This window comes from Novosphingobium guangzhouense (assembly GCF_002896965.1).
In the GTDB taxonomy this organism is placed as follows: Bacteria; Pseudomonadota; Alphaproteobacteria; order Sphingomonadales; family Sphingomonadaceae; genus Novosphingobium; species Novosphingobium guangzhouense.
Genome location: NZ_LYMM01000072.1, coordinates 1 through 16,940, shown reverse-complemented (window position 1 = coordinate 16,940; position 16,940 = coordinate 1). Strand labels below are relative to the sequence as shown.

Here is a 16,940-nt window from a genome sequence, read left to right as displayed (position 1 = left end):
GCAGCCGGTTCCGACACGGAAATCAGCGGATCAGCACCCAAAAACCGGGGCTCACCGTCAATTTGCGCGCCTTCACGTCGCCATCATGCCGAAATCAGACGGTTCTTCGAGGTGTCCAGCTTGCGTTCGCCGGGGGTGGCGAAACGTTCGTCCCAGTCCTTGAGGCGCGGTTGCGCGATGAAGCGGAACCAGACCGGCGGGATCAGTCCGGCGGCGAAGCACAGGAACAGTGAGGGCATCTGCGGCGCTTGCGGTTCGGGCTTCAGCGCATAGAAGGGGATATGCCCGTCAAGGTGATGGTTGATGTGGTTGGTGATTTCCGCACCGATCGGCCGGACGATCGCGCCAAGGTGGTTCCAGGCGTGATGGAGCTCGATCGGCGCCCCTTCGACCCGGATCAGGCCATAGTGCTGGAAGTAGTTGAACCCCTCCACGAACATCTTGGCCATTACCATCGCGCCGACAGCGGTCAGCGCCGCGCCAAGGCCTGCCGTCAAGCCCACAAAGACGATGATACTGCCCGATAAGAGCGGCAGTAGCCACACCGGATTGCGCCATCCCAGCGAAGCATGGCCAAGCTTGCGGAGGATTTCGGCCGACTTTTCCCAAGTATCCTTGTAGGAACCCCAACTCGCCTGGAACACGAAGCTGTAGATGGTCTGCCCGCGCCGAGGGGTATCGCTATCCTTGGCCGTGTCGAGATGGACGTGGTGGGTGACGATATGGGCAATATCGCGATTGGGGTCGCCGTAGAACGCGCTCAGACACTTGGCGACATAGCGAGGAAACCAGTGGCGGCGGTGCATCAGCTCATGCGCCACCGGCAGGGTCGGCACCGCCGAGAGCCAACCCAGGCTGAGCAGCGATCCGGCCAGTTGCCAGCTTGAATTGTCGGCGCCGGTGATCGGGTTGATCGCGGTCGCAACCGATCGGGCAAAGGCCCAGACCAGCAGGATCATGCACGGGAGCTGGAGGTACATGGCGAAATCGCCAAGCAGTGCCGTGCCCTGCGCGCGCATCTTGTGGTCCGCCGGCAGCAGGATATCCAGCGTCATCAACACCGGAAAGGTCGCCGCGCCCAGCCAGACGTAGCTGCCGCCGAGCATGAATCCGATAACGCCCGCCAAGGTCATGACCGGAATGAGAAAATAGCGCAGTCCGTCCATCGGATTTCTCCTTAGTTATTCTGTTCTGGCCTTGCCCGTCGAGGCAAGGGTGAGGGCGGCGGTCCGCCGCCCTCGGGCCTTCATCAGTACTTGTAGGCGAGCTTGAGGAACCATTCGCGCGGACGCGAGAAGCTGGCCGTTGCGGCGCCGCCGACGTTGAGATCGACATAGCCGCCCTGCAGATAGCGCTTGTCGGTCAGGTTCGTGACGCCCGCAGTCAGGGTGAAGTGCTCACTCCTGTCGGTGAACGAGGCACTGGTGCCGAACACGCTGTACGCGGGCTGGAACAGTTGCGGGCTGTTGACTGCATCCTTGAAGGTGCCGCTCTGGTAGGACCAATCGCCGCGCAGGGTCAGCTTGCCCATGCTGCCTTCATAGACGTCGGCGTTGATCGCGGCCGAAGCTGTCCACTTGGGAACGAAGGCGAACTTCGAATCCAGCGTGACTGGCGCCGCGCTCGGATCGATCTTGGTGTAGTAGGCATCGAGATAACCCACGCCGAAGTTCACGCGAACCTGTTCGATCGGGGCAGCTTCGCCTTCGATCTCGAAGCCCTTGATCCGGCCGGCACCGGCGTTGCGAACCTTCGGAGCGATCCCTTCGTTCACAGTGATCTGCATGTCGCTGTAATCGGAAAGGAACGCCGCGATGTTCAGGCGCAGGCGCCGGTTGAACAGTTCGTTCTTCAGGCCGATTTCGTAGGATTCGACGAATTCCGGCGTGAACGAGGGGATCGCGATTTCAGCCGGGAAGATGCGCTGGCTGAACCCGCCGTTCTTGAAGCCTTTCGAATAGGACGCATAGATCAGCGAATTGTCGGTTATCTTGTAGTCCGCCGAGATCGCCGGGGTCCACTCCTTGGCCTTGGCCGAAACCTCGATGGCCGGCATCGTGTGGTTGCCGCCCGGGTTGGTCGCCGAAGGCGTGCAGTTCGGTAGCGGGAAACCGGCCAGCGGGCCTGACGGGAACAGGTTGGCCGCCGGGTTTGCCTGTCCGACGAGGCACTGGCTGAACGCGACGAATGCGCCCTGCGGATAGACCGATGCCAGCACTGGATCGAGTTGCGAGCGGTCGTTGAAGATCGTCTGCACAGACGGGTCGAACCGCTTGGTCTCGTTAGTGTAGCGGATGCCCGGCGTGATCGAGAACCGGTCGGTCACCTTGAAGGTGGCCTGCAGGTATGAGGCATAGCTGTCGTTGTCGATGTCGCCGCCAGTAAAGAACTGGGCAAACCCGAATTCCATCGGGGTGTAGTCAGTGCCCTTTTCCTTGAGATAATAGCCGCCCAGAACGAACTTCACCTGGCCATCCATCAGGCTTCCGGTAAACTGCAGTTCCTGCGAGGCCTGCCACACATCGATATCGCTTGCGATCCGCAGGATCGTATGCGGAGTGCCGTCGAAATCGTATTCCATGTGCGAACTCTGGTCGCGGTAGGCCGAAATCGACTTCAGGCTGAAATCGCCGAAATCGTAATCGAGGGTGAGGTTCGTGCCCCATAGATCGAAGTCCGACCGGTTGACGCCGCCAGCCCAGGTGGTGTCGATGTCGCCAGTGATCCAGCGGGTGCTGGCGCAGGCCGGGTTGCCGGTCGGCGCAAGGGTACCCGGAACGCCAAACCCGCCCCAAGGTGCTCCACAGCTGCCATCGGTGACGCGGATCTTGTTCCAGAAATACATCGAGCTGGGCGCAGCGATCTGGCGGTTGGGGCCGCCGGGTGTCGTCGCGCTGTTCGGGATATCGACGAAGCGCAGCGGCACGTTCTGGTCCTGCAGTTCGAGCAGCGAAATGGCCGTCTGCTCTTCGCGGCGGATGTTGATATCCCCGCTGAGGCTGACGGTCAGCTTATCGGTCGGCTCCCACTTGAACGCAATGCGTCCGCCGAAGCTGTCCTTGTTGCCCTGGCGGCCGCCGTCGAACAAACGCTTCTGGTAGCCGTCGCGGGTTTCATAGGAAGCAACCGCGCGCATTGCGAGATTGTCGCTCAGCGGCACGTTGATCATGCCCTTGAAATCGGCGCGGTTGAACCGGCCGGTCGCCGCTTCGAGCTTCAGGTCAAATTCGTGTTGCGGCTGGACGGAATTGACGACGATCGCGCCGCCGATGGTGTTCTTGCCGAACAACGTGCCCTGCGGCCCGCGCAGGATCTGCACATCAGCGATGTCGGTCATGTCGAGCAGCGCACCGACCGAGCGGGCGACATAGACGCCATCGACATAGATGCCCACGCCGGTATCCACGGTAATGTTGAAGTCGGTCTGACCGACGCCGCGGATGAACGCGGTGATCGTGGCGCTGGAACCGGAGATGTTGGCAACCGGCGACATGTTCACGTTGGGCGCGAACTTGGCCACCTGGGCGACGTTGTTGACTTCGCGCGCTTCGAGCATCTCGGCATTCATAGCGGTGATCGCGACCGGCGTTTCCTGCAGGTTCTCAGACCGCTTGCGCGCAGTCACGATGATTTCACCTAGACCGCCGGCCCGTTGCTCCTCGGCCTGAGGCTCGCTTGCTGCTGCATCCTGCGCATGCGCCGTCATCGGCACAAGCCCGGTAGATACTACGATCGCCGAGGCGCTGGCGCGCAGGACGGCTTTCCTGAAATACATTAATCGGTTTGTCATTTGGCATTCTCCCTCGTTTTTTATCATTACTATTTATAAAGGTGGATAGACTAAACGTAGATGTTGAGGTTCTTGCTCAACATTACATTGTGCTTGAGGATCGCTCGGCGTTTGACCAGTTGAAAGCTGTTGCCGACCTGACGCCAGATATCGATACGGTTGCCGATCAGCGAATCCTCGTCGCGTTCGTTGCGATTGCGATAAGCATAGAAGTTCGAATAGACTCGGAACTCGTCGGCCTTTTCGGTAAGCTCCACCTCGACGTTGGTGATGATATGGGTGTAGCGCGTCGCCGGATCCTCCGACCAGGCCGTTCCGGTCTCGAGCCGAGAAAGCCGCTTGAGGATTTCGGGCTTGCTGTCGTTGTAATAGGCCATCCGGGTCAGGTCGGTCACCTGCTCGGTCTTGTCGCGGCGATAGCGGGTTTCGATCCCCGGCATGTGGTAATGCAGGTCTTCCGCCAGCATGCTGGCCCAGGCCTTGTAGTGTTCATCGTCGAGCAGCCGTGCTTCGCGATACAGCGTCTGGGTCAGCGCGTGGGTCAGTTCGAGCGATGCGGTAGTCCCTTCACATGTGCGCTCGAGGGTTGCGGTGTCGGTCATAGCTGTAGTTCCTCTCAGAGCGCGAACAGGCCGGGAAGATTGCGGGTTTCGCCCACATTGCCCAGCTGCGGTTCGGGCCGTGCCGGCATCTTGCCGAATTCGTCATGGGTCATCATGTCGAGCCAGCGCTGATAGAAGCCGCGCTGGTTGGCGTCGTTGTACTGGCCGCGATAGACGATGCCCGGCAGGGTATCGTGTTCGATCTGGCGGCCGATCCCGCAGCGATAGTGCAGGCGCTCGTGCCGGGTGACGACGCCGCGGTTGACGGTGGTGCAGTTTTCCCAGTTTTCGCCGTCATCCATCTCGAAGGTGCCACCGGGGCCAAAGGTCTGCATCACGCCTTTGGTCACTTCCTCCTTGATGTCGTCGGGCATGTTCTTGTTGACGATCACCCAGGTCTTCAATTCGAATTGCATCGGCCCCTTGGGTTGCCACTGGCGGAAGGTGGAAATGCCCGGCAGGAACGAGACGTTGGGGAAGATCGATGCCGAGGCGACCGAACCGAAGATCTTCGAGCGCATCTCGCCCAGGCGTTCTGCCATCTTCGGGCGGATCTTGTTGTAATAGTCCATCACCTTGGGGCGCCCGAGCAGGAAGAGGTCGCCCACGCCTTCGGTGCCGAATTCCCAGCCGTGGCCGTTCACGCTGGCGTGATAGGAATTATCCATGTCGATCGGCGGGAACGGCTGGCCGTTGTTCATCGACCGAGTGCCCGAATCATGCGTCCAGCCGGCGTGGTAAGCGTCGCCGATGAAGTTCTCGACCCCGAACTTCCAGTTCGCGCTGATCACCGACTTGATGCAGCCGCCAATGAATTCGGTGCCGCCTTCCTCGTTGTCGAGGATCATGTCGAGATACCACCGGAAATCGCCTAGCCAGGCTTCCAGGCTCGGCGCATCGCTGTTGAAGGTGGCGAACACCAAGCCCTTGTAGTTGCCGACCTTGGCGACGTTCTTGAGGCCATGGTTCTTGAAGTCGATATCGCCCGCGTCGTAGCAATATTCCTCGTGCATGCCCTTGAGGTCGCCGGCGGTGTCAAACGCCCAGCCGTGGTAATTGCAGACGAACCGACGGGTGTTCCCGGCATCGGCGAAGCACACCTTATTGCCGCGGTGCGGGCAGGAATTGAGCATGACCCGGATCGAACCGTCGGGCTGGCGCGCGACGATCACCGCGTCTTCACCCATGTGGGTCGTCAGGAAGTCCCCGCTGTTTGGGATCTGGCTTTCGTGGGCAACGAACAGCCACGACCGCGCGAAGATGCGGTACAGCTCCTCCTCGTAGATGTCCGCATCCGAAAAGATCCGGCGGTCAAGCCAGCCTTCCTTGAGGTCCATGTAGCGTGAATAATCCGGTTCGCGACCGATCCGTTCGAAGCGCATGATTGTTCTCTCCCGTCAGGCTTGTTCAGAAAAAGGCGTTGAGGTTGCTGTCCGGCAGCACGGAATGGTCCAGCACGATTTCGCGCGCGGCCAGCAGCCAAGCGCTGCCTTCGCTGCGCCAGAGGTCAGTGCGTCCGGCGGTGAGCAGGCGGGTGGTGCCATCGATCCGATTGCGGTGCATCCCCAGCACCGAATGGACCCGCACCTCGTTATCGGCCCGGGTGGCCAGCACCTCGACGTTGGAGACAGCGCGGCGGATGTAGTTGGGCGGATCTTCGGCCCAGACGAAGCCGGATTTCAGGCGATCCACCCGCATTTTCAGCCTACCCAGATCCTCGTTGAAGATTACCCCTGGGCCAAGTGGAAAAGGCGGCGAACGGTCAGCGCGGAACCTTCGGCTCTTCAGTTCCAGGCGATAGCTGACGTCTTTGCCAAGCATGGCCAGCCAGCCGTCGAGATCTTCGTTGTCGAGCAGCCGGGCTTCGCGGTGGAGTGCCTGGGTAACTGCAACGATCACCTCCACCGGGGGAGGGGCAAGCGGTCGGTCAAGCATGCTCGGCCTCCTCGTCGGTCAGCGAGTTAATGTTGTACGTGGGCACTTCGGCCCAGGTTTCCGCCATCATGTGCTCTTGCCAGCGGCGGTAGAAATAGCGCTGGTTGTGTTCGCTTACCAAGCCGGAGGCGATATCGCCGGGGAAGCCCTCGCGCTTGCCCGAGCGGCCCAGCGCCATGTTGGTGTAGACATCCATCTGCGCCGTGCGCCAGCCGCGCGACTGTTCGGTGCAGGCGGTCAGATTGTCGCCATCGTCGTTGTCGAAAAGGCCCGCCAAGCCGAAGGTCAGGCACTGGTTTTCGAGAATCTGCGCTTTCACCGCCTCGGGCATGTCGTTTTCGGCCATGGCCCAGGTCCACTGTTCGATCTGGGTGGGACCCTTTGGATGATAGACCCGGAACCAGTTGAGCCCGGGCAGCAGTTGCAGGTTGGGGAAAATGGTTATGTTGACCTGCGCACCCCACACCTGCCTGCCGCGCACTTCGCCCAGACGGTCGATCACCGTCTGGCGGTTGGCCTCCAGGTATTCGAGGATCGGCTTGGGATCAGGATAGAAGGCGTAGCCGGAAACGCCGTCGAGCGCGCTCAAGACCATGTGCCCGTTCATGCCGGCGACCGACAGCCCGCCATCGAGATCGACCCCGGAATTGCCGACGCTGAGCCCGGTGAGGTCCATCGACTGGACTGCTGCCATCGCGCCGGCATGTGCCCAGCCCAGGTGATAGCCATCGCCGCAGACGTTCTCGACTGGCAGCTTCCAGTTGGTGCCCAGCACCATCTTCTGCGTCTCGCCGAGCAGTGCCGATCCGCCCGGCATGGCATCCAGCCAGACATCGAGGAAAAACTTGGCATCGCCCAGATAGTCATCGAGGCTGGGCGAATTGGCATCCCAGCAGCCGAACACCAGGCCCTTGTACTCGGCCACTTTCGTCACCGGGATCAGGCCGAACTTGGTGCGGTCGAGTTCGCCGAAATAGGCCTCGTTTTCCAGCGGCACCCCGGCGAGCGCGCCGTCCGGGGAAAAAGACCAGCCGTGATAGTTGCAGGTGAAGGCGCGCGCATTGCCGCGATCGGCGCGGCAGATCCGGTTGCCGCGGTGGGTGCAGCTGTTAAGGAACGCCTTGATCGACCCGTCCTTCTGGCGGATCACGATCACATCGTCTTCGCCCATAAAGGTGCGGAAATAGTCGCCCGGCTTCGGAATCTGGCTGGTGTGGACCAGGAACAGCCAGCAGCGCCCGAAGATCCGCTCAAGTTCCTGCCGATAGATGTCTTCGCTCGCGTAGATCGAGCGCGATTGGCGCCCGGTGCGTGAATCAACCAGATCGGCAATGTTGTCGTTCATTTCATCCTCTCCCAACAGCATGGCTAAAGCCGCCATCGATTTTTCTTGTCGGGACGGTTATAAGCACGAATCGTGCCAATATCGTTTTTGGGCCGATTTACCGCAGTCCGGTTGGTCAATCCCACGGCGAGGCACAGTGCAGATCGACGTATATGTTAATGTCGACGCTTAAGTCTGGGCCGGAAGTTACGAATCTGATAAGCTGACCGGATGGAGACGCTCCCAGGATACGCCGACCTTGCCAGCAAGCTGCTGTTCTCACCGGAAATGGGCCGGATCTGGCATGATGGTGAACGCTGCGTACTGCTCAGCCAAGCGGCACTGGCCAGCTGGCGCAGCCGCCTGGTGGCCGAATTGGGGCTAGAAGCGGCCAGCCGGTTCTTCTGGGGTGTCGGTTTTGCCGAAGGCGCACGGTGCGCGATCGGCGCGAAGAAATTGCGCCCGGATGGTGATTATCTCGAAGCATTCGCGGTCGGACCGCAGGCACACGCCTTGACCGGGTTCGGCTGGACCCAGATCGAAACTCTTGAAAACGATCCCTCGCGGGGGCATTTCGAAGGCCGGTTCACGGTCCACGATTCGATGGAGGCGGCGATCCATCTCAACGCGATGGGGCACAGCACCGATCCGGTGTGCTGGATGCAGACCGGCTTTGCAAGCGGCTTTGCCACAACCTTCGCGGGACAACCGATCATCATGCGCGAAGTGGAGTGTGCGGGGCGAGGCGATGCCGCCTGCGTACTTCACGCCAAACCAAAACCCGAATGGGATCAGTTGGACGACCTCGAATTGGCCGCGACGCCGCTGGTCCTGTCCGAAACGTGGCATGATGCGAGCCAAACGGTGATTGGGATATCGGCAGCGTTCCTCTCAGCCAAGACCATGATCGAACGCACCGCAGCGAGCAATGCGACGCTGCTGTTAATGGGCGAGACCGGGGTCGGCAAGGAAGTGCTGGCCAAGCTCGCTCATCGGCTGAGCACGCGCGAGGCGGAGCCGTTCATCGCGCTCAACTGCGCGGCGATCCCTGAGGGGCTGATCGAATCGGAGCTGTTCGGCGTGGCCAAGGGGGCCTATACTGGCGCGGTTGCCGCCCGGCCCGGTCGGTTCGAGCTGGCCAATGGCGGCACGCTGTTCCTGGACGAGATATCGACACTGTCGCCACTTGCACAATCGAAGATTCTGCGCGCTGTCCAGGAAGGTGAGTTCGAGCGGGTCGGCGATACGCGGACGATCAAGGTGGATGTCCGATTGATCGCAGCATCGAATGTGGAACTTAACGAGGCGGTGCGGGAAGGCACGTTTCGTGCCGACTTGTTCTACCGGATATCGACTTTACCGGTCCGGGTGCCGCCGCTGCGCCAGCGCCGCGAGGACATTCCGGTGCTGCTGGAACACTTCCGTCTGCGTTATGCCCTGCGCCATGGCCGAACAGTATCGGGCTTCACTCCGCGGGCGATTAACGCGCTGTTGGCTTACGATTTCCCGGGCAATGTGCGCGAACTTGAGCGAATGGTGGAACGCGCGGTGCTGTTGGCGGACGACGGACGAGCGATCGACGTCAGACACCTGTTCTTGGAAACCGACGGCCTCGAATTGAAGCCGGCGATGTGCATGACCAACGATGGCAGGATCAGCGCCGTTGACAATGTTGGTAGTCGCGCCGACTTGGTGCGCCAGATGCTGGATCTGATCGTCGATGAGGGCGGAAGCCTGCTGGAAATGGAAGGGCTGGTGATCCGCGAGGCCCTTGATGCAAGTGGGGGCAACGTTGCTCGCGCGGCGCGCACCTTAGGCTTTACCCGTCGGCAGCTCGCCTTGCGTCTTGAAAAAATGGAAATCCAGGAATCCGCCTAGCGCGCGTTAACTCTCGCAACGCATTGCATATTGTGCAAAGAAGGTCTATAGGGAGGTGCGCCTTCCGGCAATAAGACCGGGAAAGCACGCAAAGTTGGGAGAATCGCATGAAATCGGTAGCCGTGGTCGGAGCAAATCTTGCGGGTGGCCGCGCGGTGGAGTCCTTGCGCCAGGCTGGCTTCGATGGCCGGATCACCCTTATCGGCGAAGAACCGTGGCGGCCCTACGAGCGCCCGCCCCTGTCCAAGGAGGTGTTGTGGGATCCGGCCAATGTACCGGACAATTTCTTCCTTCATGACGAGGCCTGGTACGCCGCCAACCGCATCGAAATGCGGCTTGGCACGCGTGCCGAAGCGCTCGACCTGGCGGCGAGCGCTGTGCGCCTGACGGGCGGAGACCTGGTCCAAGCCGACCGCATCCTGCTGACCACCGGTGGTTCCGCCCGCAAGCTCAACATGGAGGGTGCCGACGCCGCCAACGTGCATTACCTGCGCACCCGGGACGATGCCACCCGGATGGCGACGGACCTCAGGGACGGCGCCCGGATCGTCATCATCGGCATGGGTGTGATCGGGGCTGAAGTCGCGGCCAGCGCGGTCAAGCTGGGGTGCCGAGTGACCGCGATCGAACCGCTTGCCGCGCCTATGATTCGCGCGCTCGGGCCGCAGTTCGGGCAATGGCTGGGCGAGGAACATCGCCAGCGCGGCGTCGACACCCGCTTCGGACGCGGCGTGAACGCGATGAAGGTGCTTGACGGGCGGGTGACGCAGGTCGAACTCGATGACGGATCACTGGTGGATTGCGATGCCGTGGTAGTCGGGGTCGGGATAGTGCCGGAAATCAGCCTAGCCCGGGACGCAGGCATCGTCACCAATAACGGCATCATCGTCGATCGGCGGTGCCGCACCAGCAATGAGAATGTCTTTGCCGCCGGCGACGTGGCCGAACAGGAGAGCTTCTTCGGCGGCCATATCCGCCAGGAAACCTACCAGAATGCTGCCGATCAGGCTCAGGCCGCGGCGCTCGCCGTGCTCGGGCAGGGCGTCGATTACTGCAAGCCGGTGTGGTACTGGAGCGACCAGTTCGATCTCAATATCCAGTTCTGCGGCCATATCCCGGTGCAAGCCGAGGTAACCCTGCGTGGAGACATGGCAAGCAACCAGTTTACCGCATTCTTCCAGTCAGGCGAGATGATCGAGGGCATCCTGACTGTCAACCGCGCCCCAGACATGGGCATCGGCAAACGGCTGATCGAGCGCCGAGCCAATGCCCAGGCCGCGCAGCTGGCCGATGCCGATGTGTCGCTCCGCGAAATCCTCAAGCAGGCTGGTTAGGCTTGTAAGGCGGGCGGGATCAGCCGATCCCGCCACCTGCGACGTAGAGGGTTTGGCCGGTGATGTAGGACGCCTCGTCGGCGGCTAGAAAGCAGATCGCGGCGGCCAGTTCCTCGGGCTCGCCGAAGCGACCCAGCGGGGTATCGCGCAAGGTCTGCTCCATCACCTCGCCAAAGCCCTTGCGGTCCGCGTCGGAATGCGGAGCGGTATTACGCGGGGTGACACGGGTCACGTTGACCCCGCCAGGAGCCACGCAATTTACCCTGATGCCACAATCCTCCAGTTCCAGCGACAACGCAGCGGTCAGCGCCGCCACGCCACCTTTCGCAGCCGCGTAGGGCACGCGATTGACCCCGCGCGTTGCCACCGAGCCGATGTTGACGATCGCGCCGCGACCCGCCGCGCGCATGTGGGGCAGCACTGCATGGCAACACCACAGCGTCGGCCACAACGAGCGATTAATTTCGGCGACGATTTCTTCGGTGGTGTATTCCCAATAAGGCTTGGCCCAGATCGTGCCACCGACATTATGGACGGCCACGTCGATCCGCCCGAATTTATCGCTTACAGCGTTGTACAGGGCAGCGGCTCCAGCCTGTTGCTCGAGGTCGTGAATGGCGGGGTGAGCGTCGACAGATTCGGCCATAAGTCGCGCAACCGCATCCAGTGTCGCCTGTTCTGCACGATCGGCAACGACGACTGTGGCGCCTTCTCGCCCTAGGCGCTGGGCCGTAGCAAAGCCGATGCCCTGGGCTGCTCCCGTGACAATCGCGATCTTGCCTGCAAATCTTACGTTTGCGTCTGTCATCTCTGATTTCTCCAAACCCGCACCCGTCCGACCGGACGGGTGCAACCCTAGTCACATTCGGCTTCATAAATCCGCATTCCTCCCTTGCCAAGACCGTGGGCAATGCGTTACATATTGGCTAATGATTGAAAATCTTTGGGAGATGTTGCGTGGCGCGTGAACTGCTGACTGCTGCTGATATAAAGGGTGCCTGGGCGATCGTGCCGACGCCCGCCAAGGAAGGTGCTACCGATTGGCGCGCCACTGATACGGTTAATGTCGACGAAGCAGCCCGCATGGTCAACGGCCTGATCGAGGCCGGAGTCGACGGCATCCTGAGTATGGGAACGCTGGGCGAGGCCGCGACCATGACGCTTGACGAAAAGCTCGTCTTTATGAAGACTATCGTAGATGCCGCAGCGGGCCGGGTTCCGGTGTTTGTCGGCACAACCTGTATCAACACCCGCGACACCATCGCGCTGACCCGCGAGGCAGTCGATATCGGCGCGACCGGGACGATGCTGGGCGTACCGATGTGGTGCGCGCCGAGCGTCGATGTCGCGGTCCAGTTCTACAAGGATGTCGCTGAGGCGGTGCCCGATATCAATATTGCAATCTATGCCAATCCCGAAGCATTCAAGTTCGATTTCCCGCGCCATTTCTGGGGTCAGGTCGCCGAAATCCCCCAAGTTGTTACTGCCAAGTATATCGGTGTTGGCACACTGCTGCCCGATCTGGCCGCAATCAAGGGGCGGATCAAGCTGCTGCCGATCGACTTCGATTACTATGGCGCGGCGCGGATGGACGATTCGGTCGATGCCTTCTGGACAAGCGGCGCGGTCTGCCATCCTCTCGTCAGTACGACATTGCGCGATCTCGTCGCACAGGCCCGCGCCACCGGCGACTGGAGCAAGGCCAAGACCTTCATGGGGCGGCTCGCGCCCACGGCAGCAACGCTGTTTCCCAATGGCAGCTTCAAGGAATTCTCCACCTACAACATTCCGCTGGAAAAGGCGCGGATGACCGCCGGTGGATGGATGAACGCCGGACCTTGCCGCCCACCCTATCACTTATGTCCCGAAAGCTATCTCGAAGGCGCGCGTAATTCGGGCCGGATGTGGGCCGAACTGGGCAAAGCGCTCGAAACAGAGCGTTGAAGACGGTCAGATAAACGATCACTGGAAATGCGGGAGCAAGAGGATGGCTGACGCGACCTTGACCTGGCCGAAGAATTATAACGAAGTTCCCAAGGCGGCCTTTACGCGATCGGATCTCTACTTGGAAGAGATCAAGCGGATATTTCACGGCCCGGAATGGCATCCGGTTGCGCACGAAAGCGAGTTGCCCAACCCAGGCGATTTCCGGACGATCCGCCTCGCAGGAATCCCGCTGTTGATCTCGCGGGATGAAGGGGGCGAGGTTCGCGTGTTTTACAATGCCTGCTCGCATCGCAGCAACCAGCTCGAAACTGCGGTAATGGGTAACAAAACCGAGTTCGAATGCCCCTATCACCGTTGGCTGTTCAGTGCCAAGGGCGAGCTTGTTGGATGTCCCAACCCGCGCGAATTCGTACCCGGTTTCGACAAGGCGGACTACCCCTTGGGGCAGCCGCGCTTCGATCTGTTCTACGGCCTGATATTCGTGACGTTCTCGGCTGAGACAGAACCCCTTGACCAGTTTCTCGGCGAAGCAGGAGAAACCCTGCGCGAACTGATGGCGGGCGACGGTCGCCTTAAACTGCTGGGCTATCAGAAGGTTCGCTATGACAGCAACTGGAAGGGTTACAACGACAACGACGGCTACCATGCCCCGCTGCTCCACGCGGCATTCAAGATGCTCAATTGGCAGGGCGGCAAAGGGCGGCAGTATACCGCCACGAAACGCGGCCATGTCTGTTTCGAGTCGGCACTCTCCGTGGCGAGCGGTCCCAGCGTTCTAAAAGATAAGGATCTGATTGCCTTCAAAGGGCAGGATCCATCGGTCGGGTCACGCATCGTCCAGTTGTTCCCGACTTTCGTTTCAACCAAACATCTCGACGTCATAAACCTGCGCTTCGCGACCCCAATCGATGCCGAAACGACCGAGGTCCACTACGCCTATTTCGCCCACCAGAACGACGATGCGGACATGCTTCGCCACCGGTTACGGCAAAGCTCCAATTTACTGGGTCCATGCGGTTTAATTAGCATGGAAGACGCTTCGATCTTCCACCGGATCCACATCGGCAGCCACACGCCTGGCAATGCGATCTTCCAGAAAGGCGTGCGTGATCCTGCCAAGCTCGAGTCCGAGTTTTCGCAGAACGATGAAAGCGGTAACCTTCCGCGCTGGGAATATTACCGCTCGGTGATGGGATTCGAAAGGGCACAAGCATGATGCTTTCGCCCACCAAACTGGAAGGCGCTCTTGACCGCCTGCTGCTGGCGGACGCCAACGCGCTCGACAGCAAAGACATGACAGGCTGGCTCACTAACTATGCCGAGGAAGAACAGGCATCTTATTACTGCCGTGCGGCCGAGAACACAGAACATAACCTCGAACTCGGCTTCATGTTCGACGATTGTAGGGCGCGACTGGAAGATCGCGTCATTTATGTCACAGAGATCTGGGCAGGGACCTTTCAGGACTACCGCACTCGCCATTTCGTTCAGCGGGTCAGCCATCGGCAGGTCGATGCCAGCACAGCAGAGGCCATGTCCAACTTTTCGGTTTTCATGACGCCGATGGATACCGGGGTCACTCAAATTCTTGCCGCAGGTCGCTATCTCGATATGGTTCGGCTTTCGGGCGATGGTCGGGCCAAGTTTCTGTCCCGCCGTGCCGAATTGGATACGTCAGTACTCCCGCGATATCTTGTCTACCCGATATGAAAAGTTATGCAATATAGCTAAATATTCCAGAGAAATACCGATCTATATTATAGCTTTAGCAGTAATCTTCGGAAGATTTCGATATGAGTTCACAATGTAAGATGGTGAAATTGCCAAAAGATATCGCGGATAAAATTATACGCTTTTCAACTGGAAGAACGGCTTCAATGTTACAGAAAGAGCTTGGGATAAGCTATAATACGTGGAGAAAAATTAAGCGAGGACAGCCACTTAGAGAAAGCTTAGCGGCAAGAATAATATCTAGAATTAGTATAATATAATCATATTCTTATCAAGAAATTAATTTTCCTTAATTTCCTTAATCTGTCACTGACATTATTGAGCACCATTTTTTTCGATGATCCGAAGCCATGTAGGATTTATGCGGCAAAAAAATGTCCTATCAATCAGTTCAAAGAGAGAACTGAAAAAAAGTGCGCGTCGCAAAAATATCGTAAACGTTGCGATGAATGCATTTTTAGAGAGTGGCTACGATAATGTCACTATGTCTGATATTTCTAGTATATTGGGCGGGTCGAAGAGCACTCTTTGGCAATATTTTGATCACAAGGAAGACATTGCTGTTGCCGCTATTGAATTGAAAGTTCCGTTTTTTAGAAGTTTTCTTGATCTCGATATTTCCGAATGTAGTAGTATAACCAGTATGTTGAATTTATCTTCGAAAAGATTTTGCCATTTCTTGATGCGAGATGACACCATCGAAATCGAGCGAATGATAATTATCAACAATCGGCGCATTCCCAAGTTAGGAAATATTTTCTACCCTAATACATTTTTGTATTTTCGAGATCAAGTTTCCTTATTTTTAGCTAATTCTTTATACGACGAAGATCCGGATGACGCGGCTATGCTGTTACTTGATCTTTGCACCTCAGGATTAAATCGAAGGTTGACACTGGAGTTGCGACACGCAAACAACATTCTAGCCGACCAAATCGCTGATCGCGCGGTACAGATTTTTATGAAGATTTACCATAAGTGCCTGGTTCGTCATCATGCGGATTGATTTCATAGTCTTGCGATACGTCGGATGACGATTTGAACGGGCGGGATGAAGACCCAAGCCTTTGCCGAAGCGATGGTTTTCTCGAAGTCCTCTGCTAGGCATCGGTTTCGGTTGAGCCATGCCAACGTCCGTTCGACCACCCAGCGGCCGGGCAGCACCTCGAAGCCTTTGGCGGTATCTGACCGTTTGATGGTTTCGATGGTCCATTTCGCCATTCGCCGCAGAGCCTTCCTGAGTTTGTCGCCAGCATAGCCGCCATTTGCGAAGACGTGCCGCAGATACCAAAAGCGCGCGATGATTTCGCGTAGCACCATTGGGACTCCGTCGCGGTCCTGAATGTGGGGCGTGCGGATCACAGCATGCACCAGATCGCGTCCATTCAAGCAGGCCGAGGATGGTACGACCGTCGAGGAGGTGTGCCGCAAAGCCGGCATATCGGTTCAGACCTACTATCTCGATGGACGGCTCTCCCTTTGCAAGCGGCATTGAAACATTCTGCTTGGATCAGTTGCAAACATCTATCCGGCGTCAGCTGGTTGCCCAAAGCGCCCAAATGGGGAATCCGCACACGCGCACCTCTACAGCTGGTAGGCCTCAAGGACCTCGATAATAGTCAGGTTCGTCGCGCGTCGGCTCGATCAGTGCAGTCCATTTCTCCGTCAACTCGCAAACTGGTTGGGTTCTTCAGGCGGCGGCGCGGTAATGATCGCCCGTTCGAAGCACGGCCCAGATTATCCGTGCGTTCTTATTGGCGATGGCAACCGTTGCGCGGTTGAAGCCGCGTCGCTCCCGAAGCTGGTTGGCCCATTGGCTCATGGGATCATTCTTATTGGGTGCCGTTCTCACGACGGCACGCGCGCCGTGAACCAATAGGCTGCGCAGATGCTGGCTTCCTCGTTTCGAGATGCCCATGAGCACGGCCTTGTCACCGCTCGAAAACTGGCGCGGTACCAGCCCAAGCCAGGCTGCCATGTGGCGCCCATTCCTAAAATCCGAACCATCGCCGACCGCCGCGACGATGGCTGTGGCCGTTTTGGGCCCAACGCCTTTGATCCTGGCGACGCGCTGACAGGACTCGCTCGCTTTGAAGACGGCATCGATTTTCTTGTCGAAATGCGTGATGCGACGATCGAGATCGCAGAAAAAATCCCAGAGCTCGGCAATGGTCTCACGCGCCATAGTCGACAGGCCGGTATCGGCACGCGCGAGTATGTCCGGGATCATGCGCCTCGCCCGGGTGATCGACTTGGCAAAGGCGATACCGCGATCAAGCCCAAGTTGGACAGCGCTGGCGGAACGCGCAGTGAACACGAGATCGTAAGTACTTGATTTTGCTAGGGTCGAGTTTGGCAGCAAAACCGGGTGTGCTAACAACATTTTGGCTGTGACTAAT

General features: G+C 58.9%; 14 protein-coding genes and 1 pseudogene. 6 read left to right on the top strand and 9 right to left on the bottom strand.

Annotated features, from left to right (window positions below):
- Positions 1–83: 83 nt before the first annotated feature.
- The 6 genes from A8V01_RS22720 to A8V01_RS22695 all read right to left on the bottom strand — a co-directional run bounded on the left by A8V01_RS22720 (position 84) and on the right by A8V01_RS22695 (position 7,708).
- Complete coding sequence (locus A8V01_RS22720; RefSeq protein ID WP_103098543.1) at positions 84–1,166, bottom strand: alkane 1-monooxygenase; 1,083 nt, start codon at positions 1,164–1,166, stop codon at positions 84–86.
- A gap of 83 nt (positions 1,167–1,249) precedes the next feature.
- Positions 1,250–3,790: a TonB-dependent receptor gene (locus A8V01_RS22715; RefSeq protein ID WP_103098542.1), complete on the bottom strand. Its 2,541-nt coding sequence runs from the start codon at positions 3,788–3,790 to the stop codon at positions 1,250–1,252.
- A gap of 50 nt (positions 3,791–3,840) precedes the next feature.
- Positions 3,841–4,392 (bottom strand): 3-phenylpropionate/cinnamic acid dioxygenase subunit beta, encoded by a 552-nt coding sequence (locus tag A8V01_RS22710; protein WP_008828561.1) that lies wholly within the window; start codon positions 4,390–4,392, stop codon positions 3,841–3,843.
- Positions 4,393–4,406: 14 nt separating this feature from the next.
- The gene (locus A8V01_RS22705; RefSeq protein WP_103098541.1) at positions 4,407–5,774 is read right to left on the bottom strand and encodes an aromatic ring-hydroxylating dioxygenase subunit alpha; all 1,368 of its coding nucleotides are present in this window, start codon (positions 5,772–5,774) and stop codon (positions 4,407–4,409) included.
- 25 nt (positions 5,775–5,799) lie between these two features.
- Positions 5,800–6,327, bottom strand: a complete 528-nt coding sequence (locus A8V01_RS22700) for an aromatic-ring-hydroxylating dioxygenase subunit beta (RefSeq protein ID WP_024020830.1) — start codon at positions 6,325–6,327, stop codon at positions 5,800–5,802.
- Positions 6,320–7,708, bottom strand: coding sequence for an aromatic ring-hydroxylating dioxygenase subunit alpha (locus tag A8V01_RS22695; protein WP_245892784.1), 1,389 nt, complete (start codon positions 7,706–7,708; stop codon positions 6,320–6,322). Before A8V01_RS22695 ends, A8V01_RS22700 begins: the two co-directional genes overlap by 8 nt.
- Positions 7,709–7,882: 174 nt before the next feature.
- Between A8V01_RS22695 and A8V01_RS22690 the strand changes: the two genes are divergently transcribed.
- Positions 7,883–9,529 carry a sigma-54-dependent Fis family transcriptional regulator gene (locus A8V01_RS22690; protein WP_103098540.1) on the top strand — a complete coding sequence of 549 codons (1,647 nt, stop codon included), beginning with the start codon at positions 7,883–7,885 and terminating at the stop codon, positions 9,527–9,529.
- Positions 9,530–9,636: 107 nt separating this feature from the next.
- A complete protein-coding gene (locus A8V01_RS22685) occupies positions 9,637–10,863 on the top strand; it encodes an NAD(P)/FAD-dependent oxidoreductase (RefSeq protein ID WP_103098539.1) in 1,227 nt (408 codons plus the stop codon).
- Between the two features lie 19 nt (positions 10,864–10,882).
- Here the strand turns inward: A8V01_RS22685 and A8V01_RS22680 are convergent, their stop codons facing one another.
- Entirely contained in the window at positions 10,883–11,671 is a 789-nt protein-coding gene (locus A8V01_RS22680) for a 1,6-dihydroxycyclohexa-2,4-diene-1-carboxylate dehydrogenase (protein WP_024020828.1), read from the bottom strand.
- Positions 11,672–11,820: 149 nt separating this feature from the next.
- Between A8V01_RS22680 and A8V01_RS22675 the strand changes: the two genes are divergently transcribed.
- The 4 genes from A8V01_RS22675 (at position 11,821) to A8V01_RS22660 (ending at position 15,547) form a co-directional block, all read left to right on the top strand.
- Positions 11,821–12,807, top strand: a complete 987-nt coding sequence (locus tag A8V01_RS22675) for a dihydrodipicolinate synthase family protein (RefSeq protein ID WP_008829814.1) — start codon at positions 11,821–11,823, stop codon at positions 12,805–12,807.
- Positions 12,808–12,850: 43 nt separating this feature from the next.
- Positions 12,851–14,026 (top strand): aromatic ring-hydroxylating oxygenase subunit alpha, encoded by a 1,176-nt coding sequence (locus A8V01_RS22670; RefSeq protein ID WP_008829815.1) that lies wholly within the window; start codon positions 12,851–12,853, stop codon positions 14,024–14,026.
- Complete coding sequence (locus A8V01_RS22665) at positions 14,023–14,520, top strand: aromatic-ring-hydroxylating dioxygenase subunit beta (RefSeq protein WP_245892783.1); 498 nt, start codon at positions 14,023–14,025, stop codon at positions 14,518–14,520. The genes A8V01_RS22670 and A8V01_RS22665 overlap by 4 nt, the downstream gene beginning before the upstream one ends.
- A gap of 358 nt (positions 14,521–14,878) precedes the next feature.
- On the top strand, positions 14,879–15,547 hold the full coding sequence (locus A8V01_RS22660; RefSeq protein WP_103098538.1) for a TetR/AcrR family transcriptional regulator: 669 nt from the start codon (positions 14,879–14,881) through the stop codon (positions 15,545–15,547).
- A 2-nt stretch (positions 15,548–15,549) separates the two neighbouring features.
- On the opposite strand, the pseudogene A8V01_RS22655 reads toward A8V01_RS22660, so the two are convergent.
- Both A8V01_RS22655 and A8V01_RS22650 read right to left on the bottom strand, forming a co-directional pair.
- A pseudogene (locus A8V01_RS22655) lies at positions 15,550–15,918 on the bottom strand (transposase); the annotation flags it as partial.
- Positions 15,919–16,231: 313 nt separating this feature from the next.
- Positions 16,232–16,940: IS110 family RNA-guided transposase (locus tag A8V01_RS22650; protein WP_245892782.1), on the bottom strand; the 709-nt coding region annotated here is incomplete at its 5' end.